Below are 17,176 nucleotides of genomic sequence, written 5' to 3' on the forward strand. Positions count from 1 at the left end.
TAATTACTGGCGGGCAATCCGCAGAGAGCCAGAGCCGGCCCGAAGCGAGCCGTGGTGCTTTCGGCGCGAAGCACTGGAGTGAGCGGGGACAGCGCCGCATCCAGCCAGGTTCACTGAATATTTACTGACGCTTTTAGCGTTACCATGAAGAGGATGACAATCGCTGCCGTTTTGCAGGCAATTACTATTTTCAGGGTAAAGGCTGTCTTAAAGGGGGGGCACTTTAAATGGGTGAACAGGCGACCTTTCCCATCACCACCGTGGCCGACCGCTGCCGGGACTGCTACCGCTGCATCCGTTCCTGTCCGGTCAAAGCCATCCGCATCGAAGCGGAAAACGACAGGCTGCGTGCCCGCATTGTGGAAGAACTGTGTGTCCTCTGTGGCCGGTGCGTTTTAACCTGTCCCCAGGGAGCAAAAAAGGTTTCCTCTAGCCTGGAGCGAGTCAAGGAGTTGCTTGCCTCCGGCGGCCCCGTGGTGGCCAGCGTGGCCCCTTCCTTTGCAGCCCTGCTGCCTTCTGAGTATGCCCTGGCCCTGCCTGCCATGCTCAAAGCCCTGGGATTTGACCTGGTGCAGGAAACTTCCTGGGGGGCCGAACTGGTCTCCCGGGCGCAAAAGCAATTGCCTGAAGATAAATCGTACATCTCTACTGCCTGCCCGGTGGTGGTGAACCTGGTGGAAAAATATTACCCCGAGCTGATTCCCAGCCTTGTTCCCCTGGTGTCACCCATGGTCGCCCACGGGCGGTGGATCAGGCAAAACTACCCGCACAGCCGGGTGGTCTTCATCGGGCCCTGTATTGCCAAAAAAGAAGAAGCAAGGCAATTTCCCGATGCCGTAGATGAAGCATTGGGATTTGATGAGCTCTGGCAGTGGATCAAGGAAGAAGGGCTTTCCCCCGACCAGTTTGAGGCCGTTGACTTTGACCCTCCCCACCCCCAAAGGGCGCGCCTTTTTCCTGTGGAAGGTGGTGCACTGCACACCTTATCCATGAGTACCGATATGCTTGATACCCGGGTGGTGGCCATCTCGGGGTTGAACAACTGCATTGATTTTCTTTCGCAGCTTCAGCGGGGGTATATCAAACACCCCCCGGCCTTCATGGAATTGCTGGCCTGTAACGGTGGATGTATTGCCGGCCCCCTCATGGAGACTGCCGGGGATATTTTCGTGCGCCGCCAGAGGGTCCTTGAATATTTCCGGGCCGGATCCTCCGCCGCCTCCCTCAAACGGGAGGAGGACCGGCCCCTGCCCTTAAACATGCTCCGGAGGCGCTACCGGGAACGCAAGATTTACCGGCCCGAACCGCCGGCGGAAGCCATCAAGCAAATACTGGCTCAAACGGGCAAGTACACGCCCGAAGATGAACTGAACTGCGGTGCCTGCGGCTATAACTCCTGCCGGGAAAAGGCCGCGGCGGTCTACTGGGGGATGGCCGAGGTGCAGATGTGTATCCCCTACATGCGCCGCCGGGCGGAATCCATGTCCAACCTTGTGATCAATGCCATGCCCAACGGCTGTATTATTGTGAACCGGCACCTGGAGGTCCTGGAAGTGAACCCGGCGGCCCGGGAGATGTTTGGCTGGCAGGGAAAGGAAATTGCCGGCCGGAAGCTGGATCAACTGATAGATGCCACCAACTTCCGCCGGGTGCTGGCCACCGGGGAACCTTTAAACGTTCTGCATACCTATGATGAACACGGCCGGATCATCCGGGAAGTGATCTTCCCCCTGGAAAAAGGGGAGGTTGTGGTGGGTATCCTCGTGGACATCACCCACGAGAGACGACAAGAGGAAGAATTAAGGCAAATGAAAGCCCAGACCATCAAGCGTGCCCGTGAGGTCATTAACAAGCAGATGAAGGTGGCCCAGGAAATTGCCGGGCTTTTGGGGGAAACCACGGCGGAGACCAAGGTTTTGCTCAGCCAGTTGATTCGCCTGATGCAGGAGTAAAGCCATGAGAGTATACCTGGACATTGCCCACGCCCAGCTTAATAAAGAACAGGAAGAACTCTGCGGCGACAGCATTGAGGTGGTTAGAACCCGCTCGTCCACCATCGTGGTCCTTTCAGATGGCCTGGGCAGTGGGGTCAAGGCCAATATTCTCTCTTCTCTGACCACCAAAACTGCAGCCACCATGCTGCGCATGGGCGGGGAAATCGAGGAAGTCATTGAAACCCTGGTTCAGACCCTGCCCACCTGCAGGGTACGCAAGCTGGCTTACAGCACCTTTTCCATCCTGCAGGTTATGACCAGCGGCCGGGCTTATCTGGTGGAATACGACAACCCCAGGGCTTTCCTGGGCCGCGGGGTTCAGCTAAGGGAAGTCGGCCACATCCGGCGGGTGATCAATGAGAAAGAGATTTCGGAGGCTTTTTTCGATTTTCAGGCAGGAGACTGGCTGGTGTTGATCAGTGACGGGGTGGTGCACGCGGGCATTGGCGGCGTCTTTAACCGGGGTTGGGGCTGGGACGGGGTGCGCACCTTTCTATTGGAGCTGGCCGCCAAAAACCTGGACGCGGCAGCCTGGGCAAAGGAATTAATCCAGCGGTGCCGCCATCTTTATGCCGGCCGGCCGGGTGACGATGCCAGCGTAGTGGTGGTGAAAGCCCTCACCCCGCGGCGGGTGACGGTAATGATCGGACCTCCCATGGACAGGTCCGCCGATGCCCTGATAGTTGAGAAACTGGTGCACTCACCCGGAGTGAAGGTGGTCTGCGGGGGGACCACGGCCAACATTGTGGCCCGCGTTCTGAACAGGGAAATAGAGGTGGACCTTTCCACCCGCAGCGACCGGGTGCCGCCAGTCGGCTTTATTACCGGCATTGACCTGGTTACCGAAGGTACGCTGACCGTGCTCTACGCTCTGGAACACCTGCGCCAGGGGGTGCCCCTCGAAGATTTGCAGAAGGCCCGGGATGGCGCCAGCCGGCTGGCGGCCACCCTGCTTGGGGCGGATCTGGTTCATTTTATCGTGGGTCTGGCCGTGAACCCGGCCGGAGACTGCGCCTACAAGCACCGGACCATCGAACAATTAATCCGTTTGCTCAGGAAAAAGGGGAAGGAAGTCACAGCGGAATACCGTTAAGAGGTGGAAATAGACTTTCGCCACGTTTGTTTAAGGATTTTCATGACGATTAATTATTACTGGAGCACACATCGTAAGAATGTGTGCTCTTAGTTTTTGACAGGAGATATTTAACTGAGTGGACCTGAATGTCCATTCTTGTTCCGTTCGCATATTCGCTTATAAATATTACCTTATAAGGGTTATTATTAACCGGTATTTCCCTTATTACCCTTTCCAGTGGTAAACTTTAAAAAAAACGACAAAGGGAGATGGTCGTAAGTGAGGGTTGAAATTCTTCAGCGCAAAGTTTTTTTTCACGGTGGCATTCAAGGGCTCATTTTAACTATAGTAGTGGGGATTCTTGCTCATAATATTGCCACGCTACCTTTTTTTTCTGTATCCGGACCCATGGTTATTGCAATTTTAATTGGTATTTGCTGGCGGGGTGTTATGGGGATCCATAAACAAGCTAATGTAGGGATTAACTTCGCTAGTAAGAGACTTTTGCGTTATGGTATCATTTTGATGGGTGTTCGACTCAACCTCGATGCCATAGTTGCAACAGGTCCCAAAATTATTCTTCTCGATGCTGCGGTTATTTTATCGGCCATTGTTATTATTTGTTTCCTGGGACGATTATTTGCTGTAGAGGAGCGATTGGCTTTACTAACAGCGGTAGGAACAGGTGTTTGTGGAGCTGCTGCTGTAGCTGCCGTTGCGCCAACGGTTAAGGCCAGCCAGGATGAGACAGTTGTATCAGTGGCAAGCGTTGCCGTTTTAGGGACCATTGGTAGTGTTTTATATATCCTACTACACCCGTTTTGGAGCCTGGATGCAACTTCTTACGGCGTTTTTGCAGGAGCAACCTTACACGAAATAGCACATGTGATAGCTGCAACCCAGTCGGCAGGAAGCTCTGCGGCTAACATGGCCCTTTTAACCAAACTCGGCCGGGTGGCCCTGCTGGTCCCCGTTACCCTGGGAATAAGCCTCTGGTTTAATTTGAAAAATGGGGAGAAGGAACAAAGTAGCAGGTGGCGTAACTTATCATTTCCCTGGTTTCTTCTGGGTTTTCTCGGGATGAGTTGCCTTAGAACCACTGGTTTAATACCAGATGAGCTTGCTTCTTTAATCCTGCAAATTAGCAATCTTTTTTTGATTATGGCCATGGCGGGTATGGGACTTAACGTTGATATTGTAATGTTTAAACGTATGGGCTTAAAATCATTTTTCGTCGGTTTGCTAGGATCCCTGGTCATTTCGATTGCTGGATTTGCTGCTGTTCGCATTGTTCATTTTAGGCTTCGGAGGTGTTAAAATGGTTAGCGGGCTGGCAGAGCAGCTTTTAAGAGGATATCAACTGGAAGTAGCAAGTATTTCCATTAACAGGATTATTCTAGCAGTGGATGGTTCGGCTCCGGCTATTGAAGCAACTAAATATGCCGTAGCTCTAGCCAGGTGTCACGGTGCAAAAATAACTGCTGTGTTTGTAGACTCCCACGGTGAAGAGGCCGTTGTTCCGCAAGATCAGTGGGAACACCTGGCAAAAAAGAGTAAAAGGATCCGCTATGGACTGGCTGGCCTGGAGCTTGTTCAGAGGTACGGTAAAGTATACTGTTTAGATGTTAAGTAGCTACTTTTAAGGGGCAATCCTGTTAAACAGATTGTAGATACTGCTGAAAAAGAGGAGGCCGACTTAATTGTCGTAGGGGATACCGGCTTAACGGGAATTAAAAGAATAGCATTGGGGAGCGTTGCAGAAGCAGTGGTGGAAGCATCAGAAATCCCCGTTCTGGTTGTTAAGGGCAGGTAGCATTAGCTATGAACTTTCACCAGTTGTATATCTTTAAGATAGTAGCTGATAAAAAGAGCTTTTCAAAGGCAGCACAGGTTCTGTTTATTTCCCAGCCGGCCATCAGTATGCAAATTAAATCCCTGGAAGATCACTTCGGCACACGGTTATTTGAGCGCAACACCCACCAGGTGAATCTAACGGAGGCCGGCCGTGTCCTGTATAATTATGTAGAGAAGATCTTGTCCCTGGTAGATGAAGCAGAGAAAGATATCTCTGCCCTTACAGGATGTATGAGGGGTACACTGTCCATTGGAGCAAGTTTTACTCTGGGTGAGTATGTAATTCCCCAGGTAATTGGCCGTTTTAAGAATCAGTATCCACAGGTAAAAGTGTTTCTACAGGTAACCAATACAGAGCAAATTGCGAAACGGGTATCAAAAAACATCCTGGATTTAGGACTGGTGGAGAGTCATGTAGACGATCAGGAACTGGTTGCCAGCCCCTTTTTGCAGGACGAGTTGATGGTGGTACTTCCGGCCGGGCACCCTTTAGCTGGCAAAAAGTCTATCTCGCTGGATGAATTCGTTGCGCTCCCCCTGGTGTTGCGGGAACAGGGGTCGGGTACAAGGAAAGTTACCGAAGAGCGGTTGAGGGAAGCGGGGGTGGAATTGTCTGCATTAAACGTTGTCATGGAACTGGGGAGTACCGAAGCAGTAAAAAAGGCTGTAGAAGCTGGTTTTGGAGCCAGTATCATTTCCATGTGGGCGGTTCAAAAGGAATTAAAACTATGTACGCTTGTACCTGTGAGGATTAAGGGATTTTCCTTGCTTCGAAACTTTTATTTAATTTATAAAAAAAACAGGTCCCACACATCTGTGGTAAAAGAGTTCGTTTCTTTTATAGAGGAACTCAGTGGAATCGCCGGCTCATTAAAGCTCAGGTAAAGGCAACCTGGGAGGAACTTTTTAATTGCCGGCGAATTGTTTTGTCAAGACCAATTAAAAATTGTTATTGAAATCTGACATTTGGAGGATTTCTGGTGGGCAAGAGCGAATTAAGAAAGGATGTCTTAAAAGCACGGGGCAGCCTTTCTCCAGTGGAAGTAGCCGAAAAAAGTAAGCGGATTTTGACCCGTGTCCTGTCCCTGGAAGAATTTCACCGGGCACGGACCCTCATGGCCTATGTGGATTTTCGCAATGAGGTGCAGACCGGTGCTCTGATTACGGAGTCCCTGGCCCGGGGGAAAAGGGTGGCCGTACCGGTGACCGACGTGGCCGGCAGGAGGCTTACACCGTCCCTGTTGCTGGATTATCCAGGGGACCTGGCACCGGGAACATGGGGCATTCTGGAGCCCCGCCCGGAGTGCCTGCGCCCTCTTGACCCGGAGGAACTGGACCTGGTGGTGGTACCCGGGGTGGCCTTTGACCTGAAAGGCAACCGTCTGGGTTACGGGGGGGGCTTTTACGACCGCTTCTTGCCCCGCACCAGGCCGGATACCGTCTGGCTGGCCCTGGCTTTTGAGCTGCAGATCCGTCCACAGGTCTACGCCGAGGCTCACGATTGCCCGGTGCACATTCTGGTTACCGAGGAGCGGGTTATTTACACTCGCTAGTCGGCGTGTGCGTTCGTGATGTGCAGGCTGATGGTTGTACTGATAAGCAGGTTTGTTATACCTGCAGGGGATATTAATGGGAGGAGGGGATTCTGGTGAGCTGTCAGTGTGGATGTCAGGATGAAGCGGCCAAAAGAGAAGCCCTGGAAAAGGTTTTTGAAAAGTACCGTGGTACCAAAGGGGCGCTCATCCCGCTGTTACAGGAAGCTCAGGAGATTTACGGGTACCTGCCCGGGGAAGTGATGCAAAGGATAGCTGCCGAACTGAAGGTTCCCTTCAGCAAGGTTTTCGGGGTGGCCACCTTTTACGCCCAGTTCCACTTGAAACCCCGGGGCCGTAATATCGTACGTATCTGTCAGGGTACGGCCTGCCACGTGAGAGGGGCGGCCCGGGTTTTTGAGTCGGTATCGGAAAAGCTCGGCGTGGGCAAAAACGAAACCACCCCGGACCTGCGCTACACCCTGGAAACGGTGGCCTGCCTGGGTGCCTGCGGCCTGGCACCGGTCATGATGGTCAACGACGATACCCATGGCCGTCTGACCCCGGAGCGGGCGGCCCAAGTTCTCGAGCAGTATGAATAGAAGGGGGGCGGCGAAAGAAATGAAGTCTTTAATGGATAGATGTTGTGAGAAGTGTTTCCATTCCCCGGCCAGCCCCTGCCAGGATTACATTAAATGCCGCCAGCAGGGGCCCCTGTGTCATGAAAATGAAAGCTGCCGGGCCAAATACAGGGCGTTTCTTGAAAATATCCACCTGCCTGAAGACAGCTCCAGGCAGCAGGTTCTCATCTGCGCCGGTACTGGTTGCACTTCCTCCGGTTCCCGCAAACTGGTGGATACACTGCTGGAGGAACTGGAAAAGCAGGGCTTAAAGGATAAAGTCTCGGTTAAAATCACCGGCTGCCATGGTTTTTGCGAGCAGGGTCCTTTAATGATTGTAGAGCCCCAGAAGATTTTCTACACCCGGGTGCAGGTAGAGGATATTCCCGAGATTGTGTCCAGCCATCTGTTGGGAGGCCAGGTGGTTGAACGCCTGCTCTACGTTGACCCCGCCACCGGTGAAAAATCCCTCACCTACGAAACAGTTCCCTTCTACGCCAAGCAAAAGCGCCTGGTGCTTGCCAATTGCGGGCACATCGATCCCGAGGAAATTGCCGACTATGTGGCCAATGGCGGTTACCTAGCCCTGACCAAAGCCCTATTTGAAATGACCCCCGAGCAGGTAATTGAAGAAGTAAAGATTTCTGGCCTGCGGGGCAGGGGTGGTGCCGGTTTTCCCACCGGTATGAAGTGGAGCTTCGTCCGTGCCGCGGAAGGGGACAAAAAGTATGTAGTCTGCAACGCCGACGAAGGGGACCCGGGAGCTTTTATGGACCGCAGCGTTCTGGAAGGGGATCCCCACGCGGTGCTGGAAGGAATGCTTATCTGCGGCTATGCCGTTGGTGCCGATGAAGGCTATATTTACGTGCGGGCCGAATACCCCCTGGCCATTCACCGGCTCAAGATAGCCATTGCCCAGGCTGAGGAATGTGGCCTTTTGGGAGAAAACATTCTCAACTCCGGGTTCAACTTCCGCATCAGGATCAAGGCCGGAGCCGGAGCTTTTGTTTGCGGTGAGGAGACAGCCCTCTTGACCTCTATTGAAGGCAACCGTGGAATGCCGCGGCCGAGGCCGCCCTTCCCGGCGCAGAAAGGTTTATGGGGTAAGCCCACGAATATCAACAACGTGGAAACCTTTGCGAACGTACCCCTGATCATCCGTAACGGGGGCGCCTGGTATGCTGCCATGGGTACGGAAAAGAGCAAGGGTACCAAGATTTTCGCCCTGACCGGTAAGGTGAACAACACCGGCCTGGTGGAAGTGCCCATGGGCATTACCATGCGGGAGATCATCTTTGGCGTGGGCGGCGGCATCCGGGACGGTAAAAAATTTAAGGCCGTGCAGATCGGCGGGCCCTCCGGCGGCTGTCTGCCTGAGGAACAGCTCGACCTGCCCATCGACTATGAGTCCCTGACTTCCGCAGGGGCCATCATGGGTTCCGGCGGCCTGGTGGTTATGGATGAAACCACCTGCATGGTGGATGTGGCCAGGTTCTTCCTGAACTTCACCCAGTCCGAATCCTGCGGCAAGTGTACTCCCTGTCGGGAAGGTACCAAGCGCATGCTGGAGATCCTTACCCGCATCTGCGAAGGCCAGGGTAAGGAGGAAGACATCGAGACCCTGGAGCGGCTGGCCCGGGTGGTTAAAAACACGGCTCTGTGCGGCCTGGGACAGACCTGCCCCAATCCGATTCTGTCCACGTTGCGCTATTTCCGGGACGAATACGAGGCTCATATCAGGGATAAACGCTGCCCGGCCCACGTTTGCCAGGCACTTCTGGTGTATACCATCAATCCCGAAAAGTGCACCGGCTGCGGCAACTGCGCCCGTGCCTGTCCGGCCGGGGCCATCAGCGGCGAAAAGAAACAGCCGCATGTTATCGATATTTCACGGTGCATCAAGTGCGGCAACTGCATGCAGAAGTGCAAGTTCGGCGCCGTGGAAAAGGCGTAAGCGGGTGCTGGCCGTTGGGGTGATACCGTAAGGGAACGGTTGAAGGGGGGAAACTTTTCAGTGCCCAATGTTACTTTAACCATAGACGGGAAAAAGGTGACCGTGCCGGCTGGCACCACCGTGCTGGATGCGGCCAGGTCGGCGGGGATTTTCATCCCCACCCTGTGTCACGACCCGGCCATCCCGGGGTGGGGGGGCTGCCGCCTGTGTATCGTGGAAATATCGGGCATGCGCAACCTGCCGGCCTCCTGCGTGACTACCGTATCCGAGGGCATGGTGGTCTACACTGCCTCGGAAGCGGTAATTGAGGCGCGGCGTACCATTATCGATTTGCTGCTGGCCAACCATCCCCAGGACTGCCTGACCTGTGAAAAGAACGGTAACTGTCGTTTGCAGGATTATGCCTTCATGTACGGGGTTCGGCAGACCAGCTTTCACGGTGAGAGGAAAAATCACCCGCTGGACGACTCCAACCCTTATATCCTCAGGGACCAAAACAAGTGCATCCTTTGCGGCAGGTGCGTGCGTACCTGTCAGGCCGTTGACGGGCGGGGCGTGATTGACTTCGGTTACCGGGGCTTTAACACCAGGGTGGTTACGGCCATGGACCTGCCCCTGGGGGAATCGGACTGTGTTTATTGCGCCCGCTGCGTGGCCGTCTGCCCGGTAGGTGCACTGACCTACAAGCCCATGGTTGGTAAGGGGCGCGCCTGGGAAATTCAGAAGAAACCCGTCACCTGCACTTTTTGTGAAAACGGTTGTACCTTTGAGCTGAACATCAAAGACGGGAAAGTGATCGGTATTACAGCTAAAGAACCCGGCCCCGGCCGGCCCCTCTGCCTCAAAGGCCGCCTGGGTCTGGAACTGCTCTACGTGGAAGAGCCGGTGACCCCCATGCTGAAGAAGGACGGACGGTTTGTGCCCGTTTCCTGGGCCGAAGCACTGGGTCTGGAGGGAGTCGTGGCCAGGATGAAAGAACTGGAAGGGAAGTAGATCCTCATAGCGCTTTGAGCGCCACCGGCAAAGGATGAAGACGGGATAGGAAATCATGTTGAAAGGAGGTACCCCAGTTGGCGGAAATTACCTTAACCATAGATGGCCGGCAGGTAACCGTGCCTGCCGGTACCACCGTGCTGGATGCAGCCCGTGCTGCGGGCATTTTCATCCCCACCCTGTGCCACGATCCAGAGCTCACCCCGTGGGGTGGTTGCCGCCTGTGCGTGGTGGAAATTGAGGGTATGCGCAACCTGCCGGCTTCCTGCGTTACTGCTGTGACCAGCGGCATGGTGGTGCACACCGCCTCGCCTGCCGTGGTGGAAGCCCGGAAGACCATCATTGAGTTGCTGCTGGCCAACCACCCGCAGGACTGCCTTACCTGCGGCAGGAACGGCGACTGCCGCCTGCAGGATTACGCCTATATGTACGGTGTACGGGAGGCCGGTTTTGCCGGGGAGCGCCACAGTTACCCCGTTGAGGATGACAACCCCTTTATAGTGCGGGACTTGAACAAGTGCGTTCTGTGCGGCAAATGCGTGCGGGCCTGTGCTGAAATCCAGGGCAAAAATGTGGTGGATTTTGCCTACCGGGGCTTCAACACCAGGGTCACCCCGGCTATGGACAGTACCCTGGCCGGTTCCGACTGCGTCTTCTGCGGCAACTGTGTGGCTGTGTGCCCCGTGGGAGCTCTGCAGGAAAAGGGCCTGCGTGCGGCGGCCCGTACCTGGGAAGTCAAGAAGGTACGGACCACCTGTCCTTACTGCGGCACCGGTTGTACCTTTGACCTGAACGTGAAGGACGGCCGGGTGGTGGGGGTGACGTCCTGTAACGGTGAAGTCAACGGGCGGGCCCTGTGCGTAAAAGGGCGTTTTGGTTACGGTTTTATTCACCATCCCGACCGCCTGACCAAACCTCTCATAAAGCGTAACGGGGTCTTTGAGGAAGCCAGCTGGAAAGAGGCTATCGAACTGGTGGCCGAAAGGCTGGGCTCCATTAAAAAAGAATACGGTTCCGGTGCCCTGGGAGTCCTGAGCTCGGCCCGGTGTACCAACGAAGAAAATTACTTGATGAGCAAGTTCACCAGGGCGGTACTGGGGACCAACAACATAGACCACTGTGCCCGTCTCTGACACGCGCCTACTGTCGCCGGTCTGGCGGCAGCCTTTGGCAGCGGTGCCATGACCAACCCCATTGGTGATATTGCGGGAGCCGACTTTATCCTGGCCATCGGGACCAACACCACAGAATCACACCCCGTCATCGGCCTTCAGGTGAAAAAGGCCGTGCGCAACGGTGCGACTCTGGTGGTAGTTGACCCCCGCAGGACAGAGGTGGCCGTGTTGGCCCACCACCACCTCCGGTTGAAGTCGGGTACGGATATCGCACTTTTAAACGGCTTGGCCAACGTGATTATTTCCGAAGGCCTGGTGAACAAGGAATTCGTGGAAAGCCGCACTGAAGGGTTTGATGCCTTCAAGGAAGCCGTAGCCAGATATACACCTGAATATGTGGCAGAAATTACCGGTATCGACCCTGAGGTGATCCGGGAAGTGGCCCGGGGTTACGCTACGGCCCAAAACGCCACCATTCTTTATACCATGGGTCTCACCCAGCACATCTGCGGTACCGGCAACGTTCTTGCCGTGGCCAATCTGGCCATGCTGTGCGGGCACATAGGTAAGCCCCACAGTGGTGTGAACCCCCTGCGGGGGCAGAACAACGTCCAGGGAGCCTGCGATATGGGGGCCCTGCCCAACGTCCTCACGGGTTACCAGAGCGTGACAGCAGAGGATGTACGGGTCAGGTTTGCCGCGGCCTGGGGTGTGGACGAACTGCCAGCCGAACCCGGGCTTACCGTAGGGGAAATGATTGAAGCCGCCGCCCGGGGAGAAATTAAAGGGATGTACATCATGGGCGAAAACCCCGTGCTTTCCGACCCCGACGCCGATCACGTCGTTCACGCCCTGGAAAAATTGGATTTCCTGGTCGTACAGGACATCTTTCTGACGGAAACTGCTCGCCTGGCTGATGTAGTGCTGCCGGGAGCCAGCTTTGCCGAGAAGGACGGCACGTTTACCAACACCGAGCGGCGGGTGCAGCGGGTGCGCAAAGCTATTGAACCGCTAGGGGAAGCCAAACCCGACTGGCAGATTATCTGTGCAGTGGCCGGGGCCATGGGTTATCCCATGCAATATAGTTCACCGGCGGAAATCATGGAGGAAATCGCCCGCCTCACTCCCTCCTACGGTGGCATTTCCTATGCTCGTTTAGAGCAGGGCAGCCTTGTCTGGCCCTGCCCAACCCCGGATCATCCGGGAACGCCCATCCTGCACGTGGGCAAATTTGCCCGGGGGCCGGGTAAGTTCCACCCGGTAGAATACGTACTCCCTGCAGAGTTGCCGGACGAAGAATATCCGCTCATTCTGAATACGGGACGCCGTCACTTCCACTACCATACCGGGACCATGACCCTGCGCACCGGTACGCTGGAGGAATACTACGGCCGTGAGTACCTGGAGATCAATCCCGCTGATGCCCGGAACCTGGGCATTGCAGATGGCGAACGGGTACGGGTCATCTCCCGCCGGGGACAGGTGGAAGTAACTGCCAGGGTTCTGGACATCGTGCCGCCGGGGGTAGTCTTCACCTCCTTCCACTTCCCGGAGGTGGCCATCAATAAGCTGACCAACTCGGCCCGGGACCCGGTAGCGCGGATACCCGAGTTGAAAGTCTGCGCCGTGCGGGTGGAAAAGATCGCCTGAGAGCATTTAAATACGGGACCCAGCTTACACCAGAGCTGGGTCCTGTTTAATCACGGTCTTCAAAGGTGGCCGGTCGCAAGCTATTGGTTTGCGACGGTACACCGGCTGGCTCATCCGGGGGAGGGATTCGTTTGCTGGAGACACCTGCGTTGCTTGATTCCGTACCCGTGGGGTTGTTGCTGGTTGAGGCAGGGGGAAGGGTGGAATTTATGAACCGGGCTGCTGAAAATCTCCTGGGTATGGAGAGGAATGCAGTTACGGGGAAGCAACTCTGCGAGGTATTGCCCGCTACCCTGGTAGAGCATTTATGGCTGCAGGACGGTTCCCCTTCCAGTATAAAGATGGAGGTAAATGGCCAGAAGGTGGCCGTACAGGTCAACCCGCTGGTGGGGGAAGAGGGCACTGGCAGGAAGATGCTGGTTTTAGAGGATATTTCCCTGTACGAGTCTTTGAGGGAAGCCAAAGAAGAGCTGGAAGCCATTTTTAACTCGTCTTATGATGAGATTTACGTTGTTGATGGTGAGGGGTACACCCGCAGGATTAACAAGATTGGAGAAACCTACTACGGGATAGAGGTTGAAAAAATCATAGGAAAACATTACCGCGAAATGGAGCAGGAGGGTTATTTCAACCCTTCTGTTTCCCGCCGGGTCTTTGAGGAAAAAAAGCGGGTGACCATGGTCCAGCACACGAGAACGGGCAAGACTCTCATCGTTACGGGAAACCCGGTCTTTGATGATTCTGGCAGAATCACCCGTATAGTGGTCAACTCGCGTGATGTCTCCGAGCTGATCAATTTAAAGCAGCGGCTGGAAGATACCGAACAACTGGTGGACAACTACCGGCGGCTTGTGATGTACCTGCGTCAAGAAAAACTGGAAAATACGGAAATTATTGCAGTAAGCCCCCAGATGAAACAGGTTCTGGACCTGGTGGACCGGGTGGCCCAGGTGGATTCCACTATCCTCATTACCGGCGAATCCGGTGTGGGCAAGGGCGTTATTGCTTCCCGCATTCACAAGTTGAGCAAGCGGGATAAAGGCCCCTTTATCACCATCAACTGTGGAGCCATACCCGAAAACCTGCTGGAATCGGAGTTGTTCGGCTACGAGCCCGGTGCCTTCACCGGAGCCAGGCGTGAAGGGAAGAAGGGCTTAATTGAAATGGGTGACGGGGGAACCGTTTTTCTGGATGAGGTGGCGGACCTGCCGTTGAATTTGCAGGTCAAGCTGTTACAGGTTATTCAGGAAAAAAGGCTGATGCGTGTCGGGGGAAACCAGCAAATTGGGGTTAATGTCAGGTTTATTGCCGCCACAAACCGGGATATTCAAAAAATGGTCAGGGAAGGATTGTTCCGGGAGGATCTTTACTACCGGTTGAATGTTGTCCCGGTTACCATCCCTCCCCTGAGGTATCGCAAAGAAGATATTGTGCCGTTGATTGAGCATTTCGTCAATAAGTTCAATCTGAAATATGACATGAACAAACATTTTTCTCCGGAAGCCATGGACAGGTTGCTAACATACCACTGGCCGGGTAATGTGCGGGAATTGGAAAATCTGGTCGAGCGGTTGATGGTTACCACCGACATCAACGTGATCGAACCGGTACACATTCCCGATTATATTATTAACTCAAGCGGCGAACTTCCCGGCAAAGTATACGTGTTGGGGATATGCCCCTTAAAACAGGCCGTCGATGAGGTGGAAAGGCAATTGATTATGCTGGCGTCCCAGCGTTGCAAAACTACCTACGAAATGGCCAGCGCTCTTCAGGTCAACCAGTCCACCATTGTAAGGAAGATCCAGAAGTACCGCGCAAACCCTGCGGGGAGCAAACGGAAAAGAACGGGGAAATGCAAGAATAATGTAAATAGGCATTAGATTTAATTCCATGCCGCATTAAATACAGAGGCATGGTTAGAAGCGGGAATTGTGCCGTCCTGATCTGAGCTGGTTCGGATTAATGTCAATCTGCATCTGTTGCTTTGGCGAGAATTGTGGAAGTCTTAAAAATGTTATACCAATTGGGGTTATCAGGACTGGCATGCTTTTTGCGCCCTTAAAGGGGTAAGCCTCCGGAGGGAAAGCTTCCGGGGTAAACCCTTAAAGGGGAGTGATTTGATGAGCAGGCGGTTGAACAGTTTTGAACTGGCATGTAACCACGTCCTGTCGGCGGTAAAAAGGCTCAACCTCAACCCGGCGGTTTACGAAATTCTTCGGAATCCGGAACGGGTACTGACGGCGGCCATACCGGTGAAAATGGATGACGGCAGCATCAAGGTTTTTACCGGCTACCGGGTGCAGCACTGCAGTGTACTGGGTCCTTTCAAGGGGGGAATAAGGTTCCACCCGGATGTGGATATGGACGAAGTCAAAGCCCTCGCCCTGTGGATGACCATGAAGTGTGCCGTGGTTGGGCTGCCCTACGGTGGCGCAAAGGGTGGTGTGACCTGTGACCCCAGGGAGATGTCCTCCGGTGAACTGGAAAGGCTGAGCCGGGGTTATATCAAGGTCATGTACCCGTTACTGGGCCGGGAGAAGGACATTCCCGCTCCGGATGTTTACACGAACGCCCGGATTATGACCTGGATGATGGACGAATTTTCCGGACTCAAAGGGCATAACGAGTTTGGGGTTATTACCGGCAAGCCGCCAGTGGTAGGCGGGTCCCTCGGTCGGGAAGAGGCCACAGCCAGGGGTTGTGTCATTGCGGTGCGGGAAGCGGCTGCGGCGCTGGGGATCAACTTGCACGGTGCTACCGCTGCCGTGCAGGGCTATGGCAACGTGGGGGGTATTGCCGCCAGGCTGTTGTACGAAATGGGCTGCCGCATTATTGCCGTATCCGATTCTTCCGGCGGCATATATAACCCCCGGGGGCTCGACCCGGTGGCGGTGCTTCAGTTTAAGAAAAATACGGGAACCGTAGTGGGATATCCGGGCAGCCGTCCCATCAGCAACGAGGAGTTGCTGGCCCTGAGCTGTGACATTCTCATTCCGGCGGCCCTGGAAAACCAGATTACCGAACAAAATGCTCGCAATATTAAAGCCAGGATTATCGGCGAGGGAGCCAACGGCCCCACCACTCCCGGTGCAGACCGGCTCTTGAATGAGAAAAAGATTTTTGTAATTCCCGATATTCTGGCCAATGCCGGCGGTGTAACCGTTTCCTACTTCGAGTGGGTACAGAACAATACCGGCTATTACTGGTCTGAAGAAGAAGTAAACCGCCGTTTGGAGGAAAAGATGGTGGCCGCCTTTAAAGAAGTGTATCAAATGTACAGGGCCCGCAAGGATCTGAATATGCGGGATTGTGCGTACCTGGTGGCCGTACGGCGCCTGAGCGAGGCCATGTGGCTGCGGGGATGGCTGGGTCAAAGTGCCGATTATCAAGATAATCGGGAAGCTGTGCTGGCTTAGAGACTACCAGATTCCCGGAGCCTATCATGTATTGGCAGTTGATTAGTTTTAGCATTTCATAATGCATGAAAACATTCACCTGGTGAAAGCCTTGAGTTGCAGGTTCTTATACCTGCAGAACAAATGCCGGTGATGCAAGAGTGCATTTTAACAAGTTGTGGTTTATAATTTTGGGGAGTTTGTTTAGAGGCATATCTTTTGCAATCTTCAAAACTATATAAACCTTTTCAAAATAAACAGTGGTTACAGAAAGGGGCTGCATCTGAACATGAAAGAAGTGTAGAACGAACTTAGAATTTACTAAAAGAAAGGGGGTTTCTCATTTGATTAAAAAGCAGCAGCTAGTTAAAATCAGTGTGATTGCCACCTTGTTTTTATTTTTGTTAGTTATCCTTGCCGGTTGTGGAGTGAACACTAAAGGTCAAAAAGAAGCTGGGGAAGCAAGGGATTACTTTAAAATTGGCGTTATTACTTCATTATCAGGTCCCGAAGTATACGGAGGTAACGTAACTCGCCGTGGTTATGAACTTTGGGCGGAAACCGTCAACGCTAAAGGCGGTATCAAAATCGGTGACAAAAGTTACAAGGTAAAGCTGGTTTATGCTGATGATCAAAGCGATCCTACAGCAGGAGCGGACGCTGTACAGCGGATGATTACCTCGGAAAAAGTAGATTTCATCCTGGGTCCCTATACCAGCGGGGTAACTATGGCAGTAGCACCAATTCTGGAAAAATATAAGATCCCGATGATCACGGGTTCAGCTGAATCTCCGTTGATCTGGAGACAAAAATTTAAATATACGTTTGGAACTATTCCTGCGGTGGATCTTACCGGAAGTTGCCCTATCACTACACTAGCGAAGGATGTTCAACCGGCACCCAGGTCAATTGCTATTATTGGGATCAACGACCCATTTTCTAAAGCTGTTGCGGATGCATTTAAAGCTACTGCCGAAAAAGAAGGTATACA

General features: G+C 53.8%; 12 protein-coding genes and 1 pseudogene. All 13 read left to right on the forward strand.

Annotation, left to right across the window (positions count from 1 at the left end; all coding sequences use genetic code 11):
• Window positions 1-227 precede the first annotated feature (227 nt).
• Window positions 228-1,952 (forward strand): [Fe-Fe] hydrogenase large subunit C-terminal domain-containing protein, encoded by a 1,725-nt coding sequence (locus tag ACPLUI_RS02720; RefSeq protein WP_424658739.1) that lies wholly within the window; start codon window positions 228-230, stop codon window positions 1,950-1,952.
• A gap of 4 nt (window positions 1,953-1,956) precedes the next feature.
• Window positions 1,957-3,087 carry a SpoIIE family protein phosphatase gene (locus ACPLUI_RS02725; protein ID WP_424658740.1) on the forward strand — a complete coding sequence of 377 codons (1,131 nt, stop codon included), beginning with the start codon at window positions 1,957-1,959 and terminating at the stop codon, window positions 3,085-3,087.
• Between the two features lie 261 nt (window positions 3,088-3,348).
• The gene (locus tag ACPLUI_RS02730; RefSeq protein WP_424658741.1) at window positions 3,349-4,386 is read left to right on the forward strand and encodes a YeiH family protein; all 1,038 of its coding nucleotides are present in this window, start codon (window positions 3,349-3,351) and stop codon (window positions 4,384-4,386) included.
• A 1-nt stretch (window position 4,387) separates the two neighbouring features.
• Window positions 4,388-4,882: pseudogene (locus ACPLUI_RS02735) on the forward strand (universal stress protein).
• Window positions 4,883-4,890: 8 nt separating this feature from the next.
• A complete protein-coding gene (locus tag ACPLUI_RS02740; protein WP_424658742.1) occupies window positions 4,891-5,808 on the forward strand; it encodes a selenium metabolism-associated LysR family transcriptional regulator in 918 nt (305 codons plus the stop codon).
• Between the two features lie 95 nt (window positions 5,809-5,903).
• A complete protein-coding gene (locus ACPLUI_RS02745) occupies window positions 5,904-6,476 on the forward strand; it encodes a 5-formyltetrahydrofolate cyclo-ligase (RefSeq protein ID WP_424658743.1) in 573 nt (190 codons plus the stop codon).
• A gap of 95 nt (window positions 6,477-6,571) precedes the next feature.
• On the forward strand, window positions 6,572-7,057 hold the full coding sequence (nuoE, locus tag ACPLUI_RS02750; protein WP_424658744.1) for an NADH-quinone oxidoreductase subunit NuoE: 486 nt from the start codon (window positions 6,572-6,574) through the stop codon (window positions 7,055-7,057).
• Between the two features lie 19 nt (window positions 7,058-7,076).
• Window positions 7,077-9,029 carry an NADH-quinone oxidoreductase subunit NuoF gene (gene nuoF, locus ACPLUI_RS02755; RefSeq protein ID WP_424658745.1) on the forward strand — a complete coding sequence of 651 codons (1,953 nt, stop codon included), beginning with the start codon at window positions 7,077-7,079 and terminating at the stop codon, window positions 9,027-9,029.
• Window positions 9,030-9,089: 60 nt separating this feature from the next.
• On the forward strand, window positions 9,090-10,022 hold the full coding sequence (locus ACPLUI_RS02760; RefSeq protein WP_424658746.1) for a 2Fe-2S iron-sulfur cluster-binding protein: 933 nt from the start codon (window positions 9,090-9,092) through the stop codon (window positions 10,020-10,022).
• Window positions 10,023-10,099: 77 nt separating this feature from the next.
• Complete coding sequence (gene fdhF, locus ACPLUI_RS02765; protein WP_424658747.1) at window positions 10,100-12,787, forward strand: formate dehydrogenase subunit alpha; 2,688 nt, start codon at window positions 10,100-10,102, stop codon at window positions 12,785-12,787.
• A gap of 131 nt (window positions 12,788-12,918) precedes the next feature.
• Window positions 12,919-14,670 (forward strand): sigma 54-interacting transcriptional regulator, encoded by a 1,752-nt coding sequence (locus tag ACPLUI_RS02770; RefSeq protein WP_424658748.1) that lies wholly within the window; start codon window positions 12,919-12,921, stop codon window positions 14,668-14,670.
• Window positions 14,671-14,910: 240 nt separating this feature from the next.
• The gene (locus ACPLUI_RS02775) at window positions 14,911-16,206 is read left to right on the forward strand and encodes a Glu/Leu/Phe/Val family dehydrogenase (RefSeq protein ID WP_424658749.1); all 1,296 of its coding nucleotides are present in this window, start codon (window positions 14,911-14,913) and stop codon (window positions 16,204-16,206) included.
• Between the two features lie 323 nt (window positions 16,207-16,529).
• A partial coding sequence (locus tag ACPLUI_RS02780; RefSeq protein ID WP_424658750.1) for an ABC transporter substrate-binding protein occupies window positions 16,530-17,176 on the forward strand: 647 nt, incomplete at its 3' end.

The organism is Desulfofundulus sp. (assembly GCF_049701015.1).
In the GTDB taxonomy this organism is placed as follows: Bacteria; Bacillota; Desulfotomaculia; order Desulfotomaculales; family Desulfovirgulaceae; genus Desulfofundulus.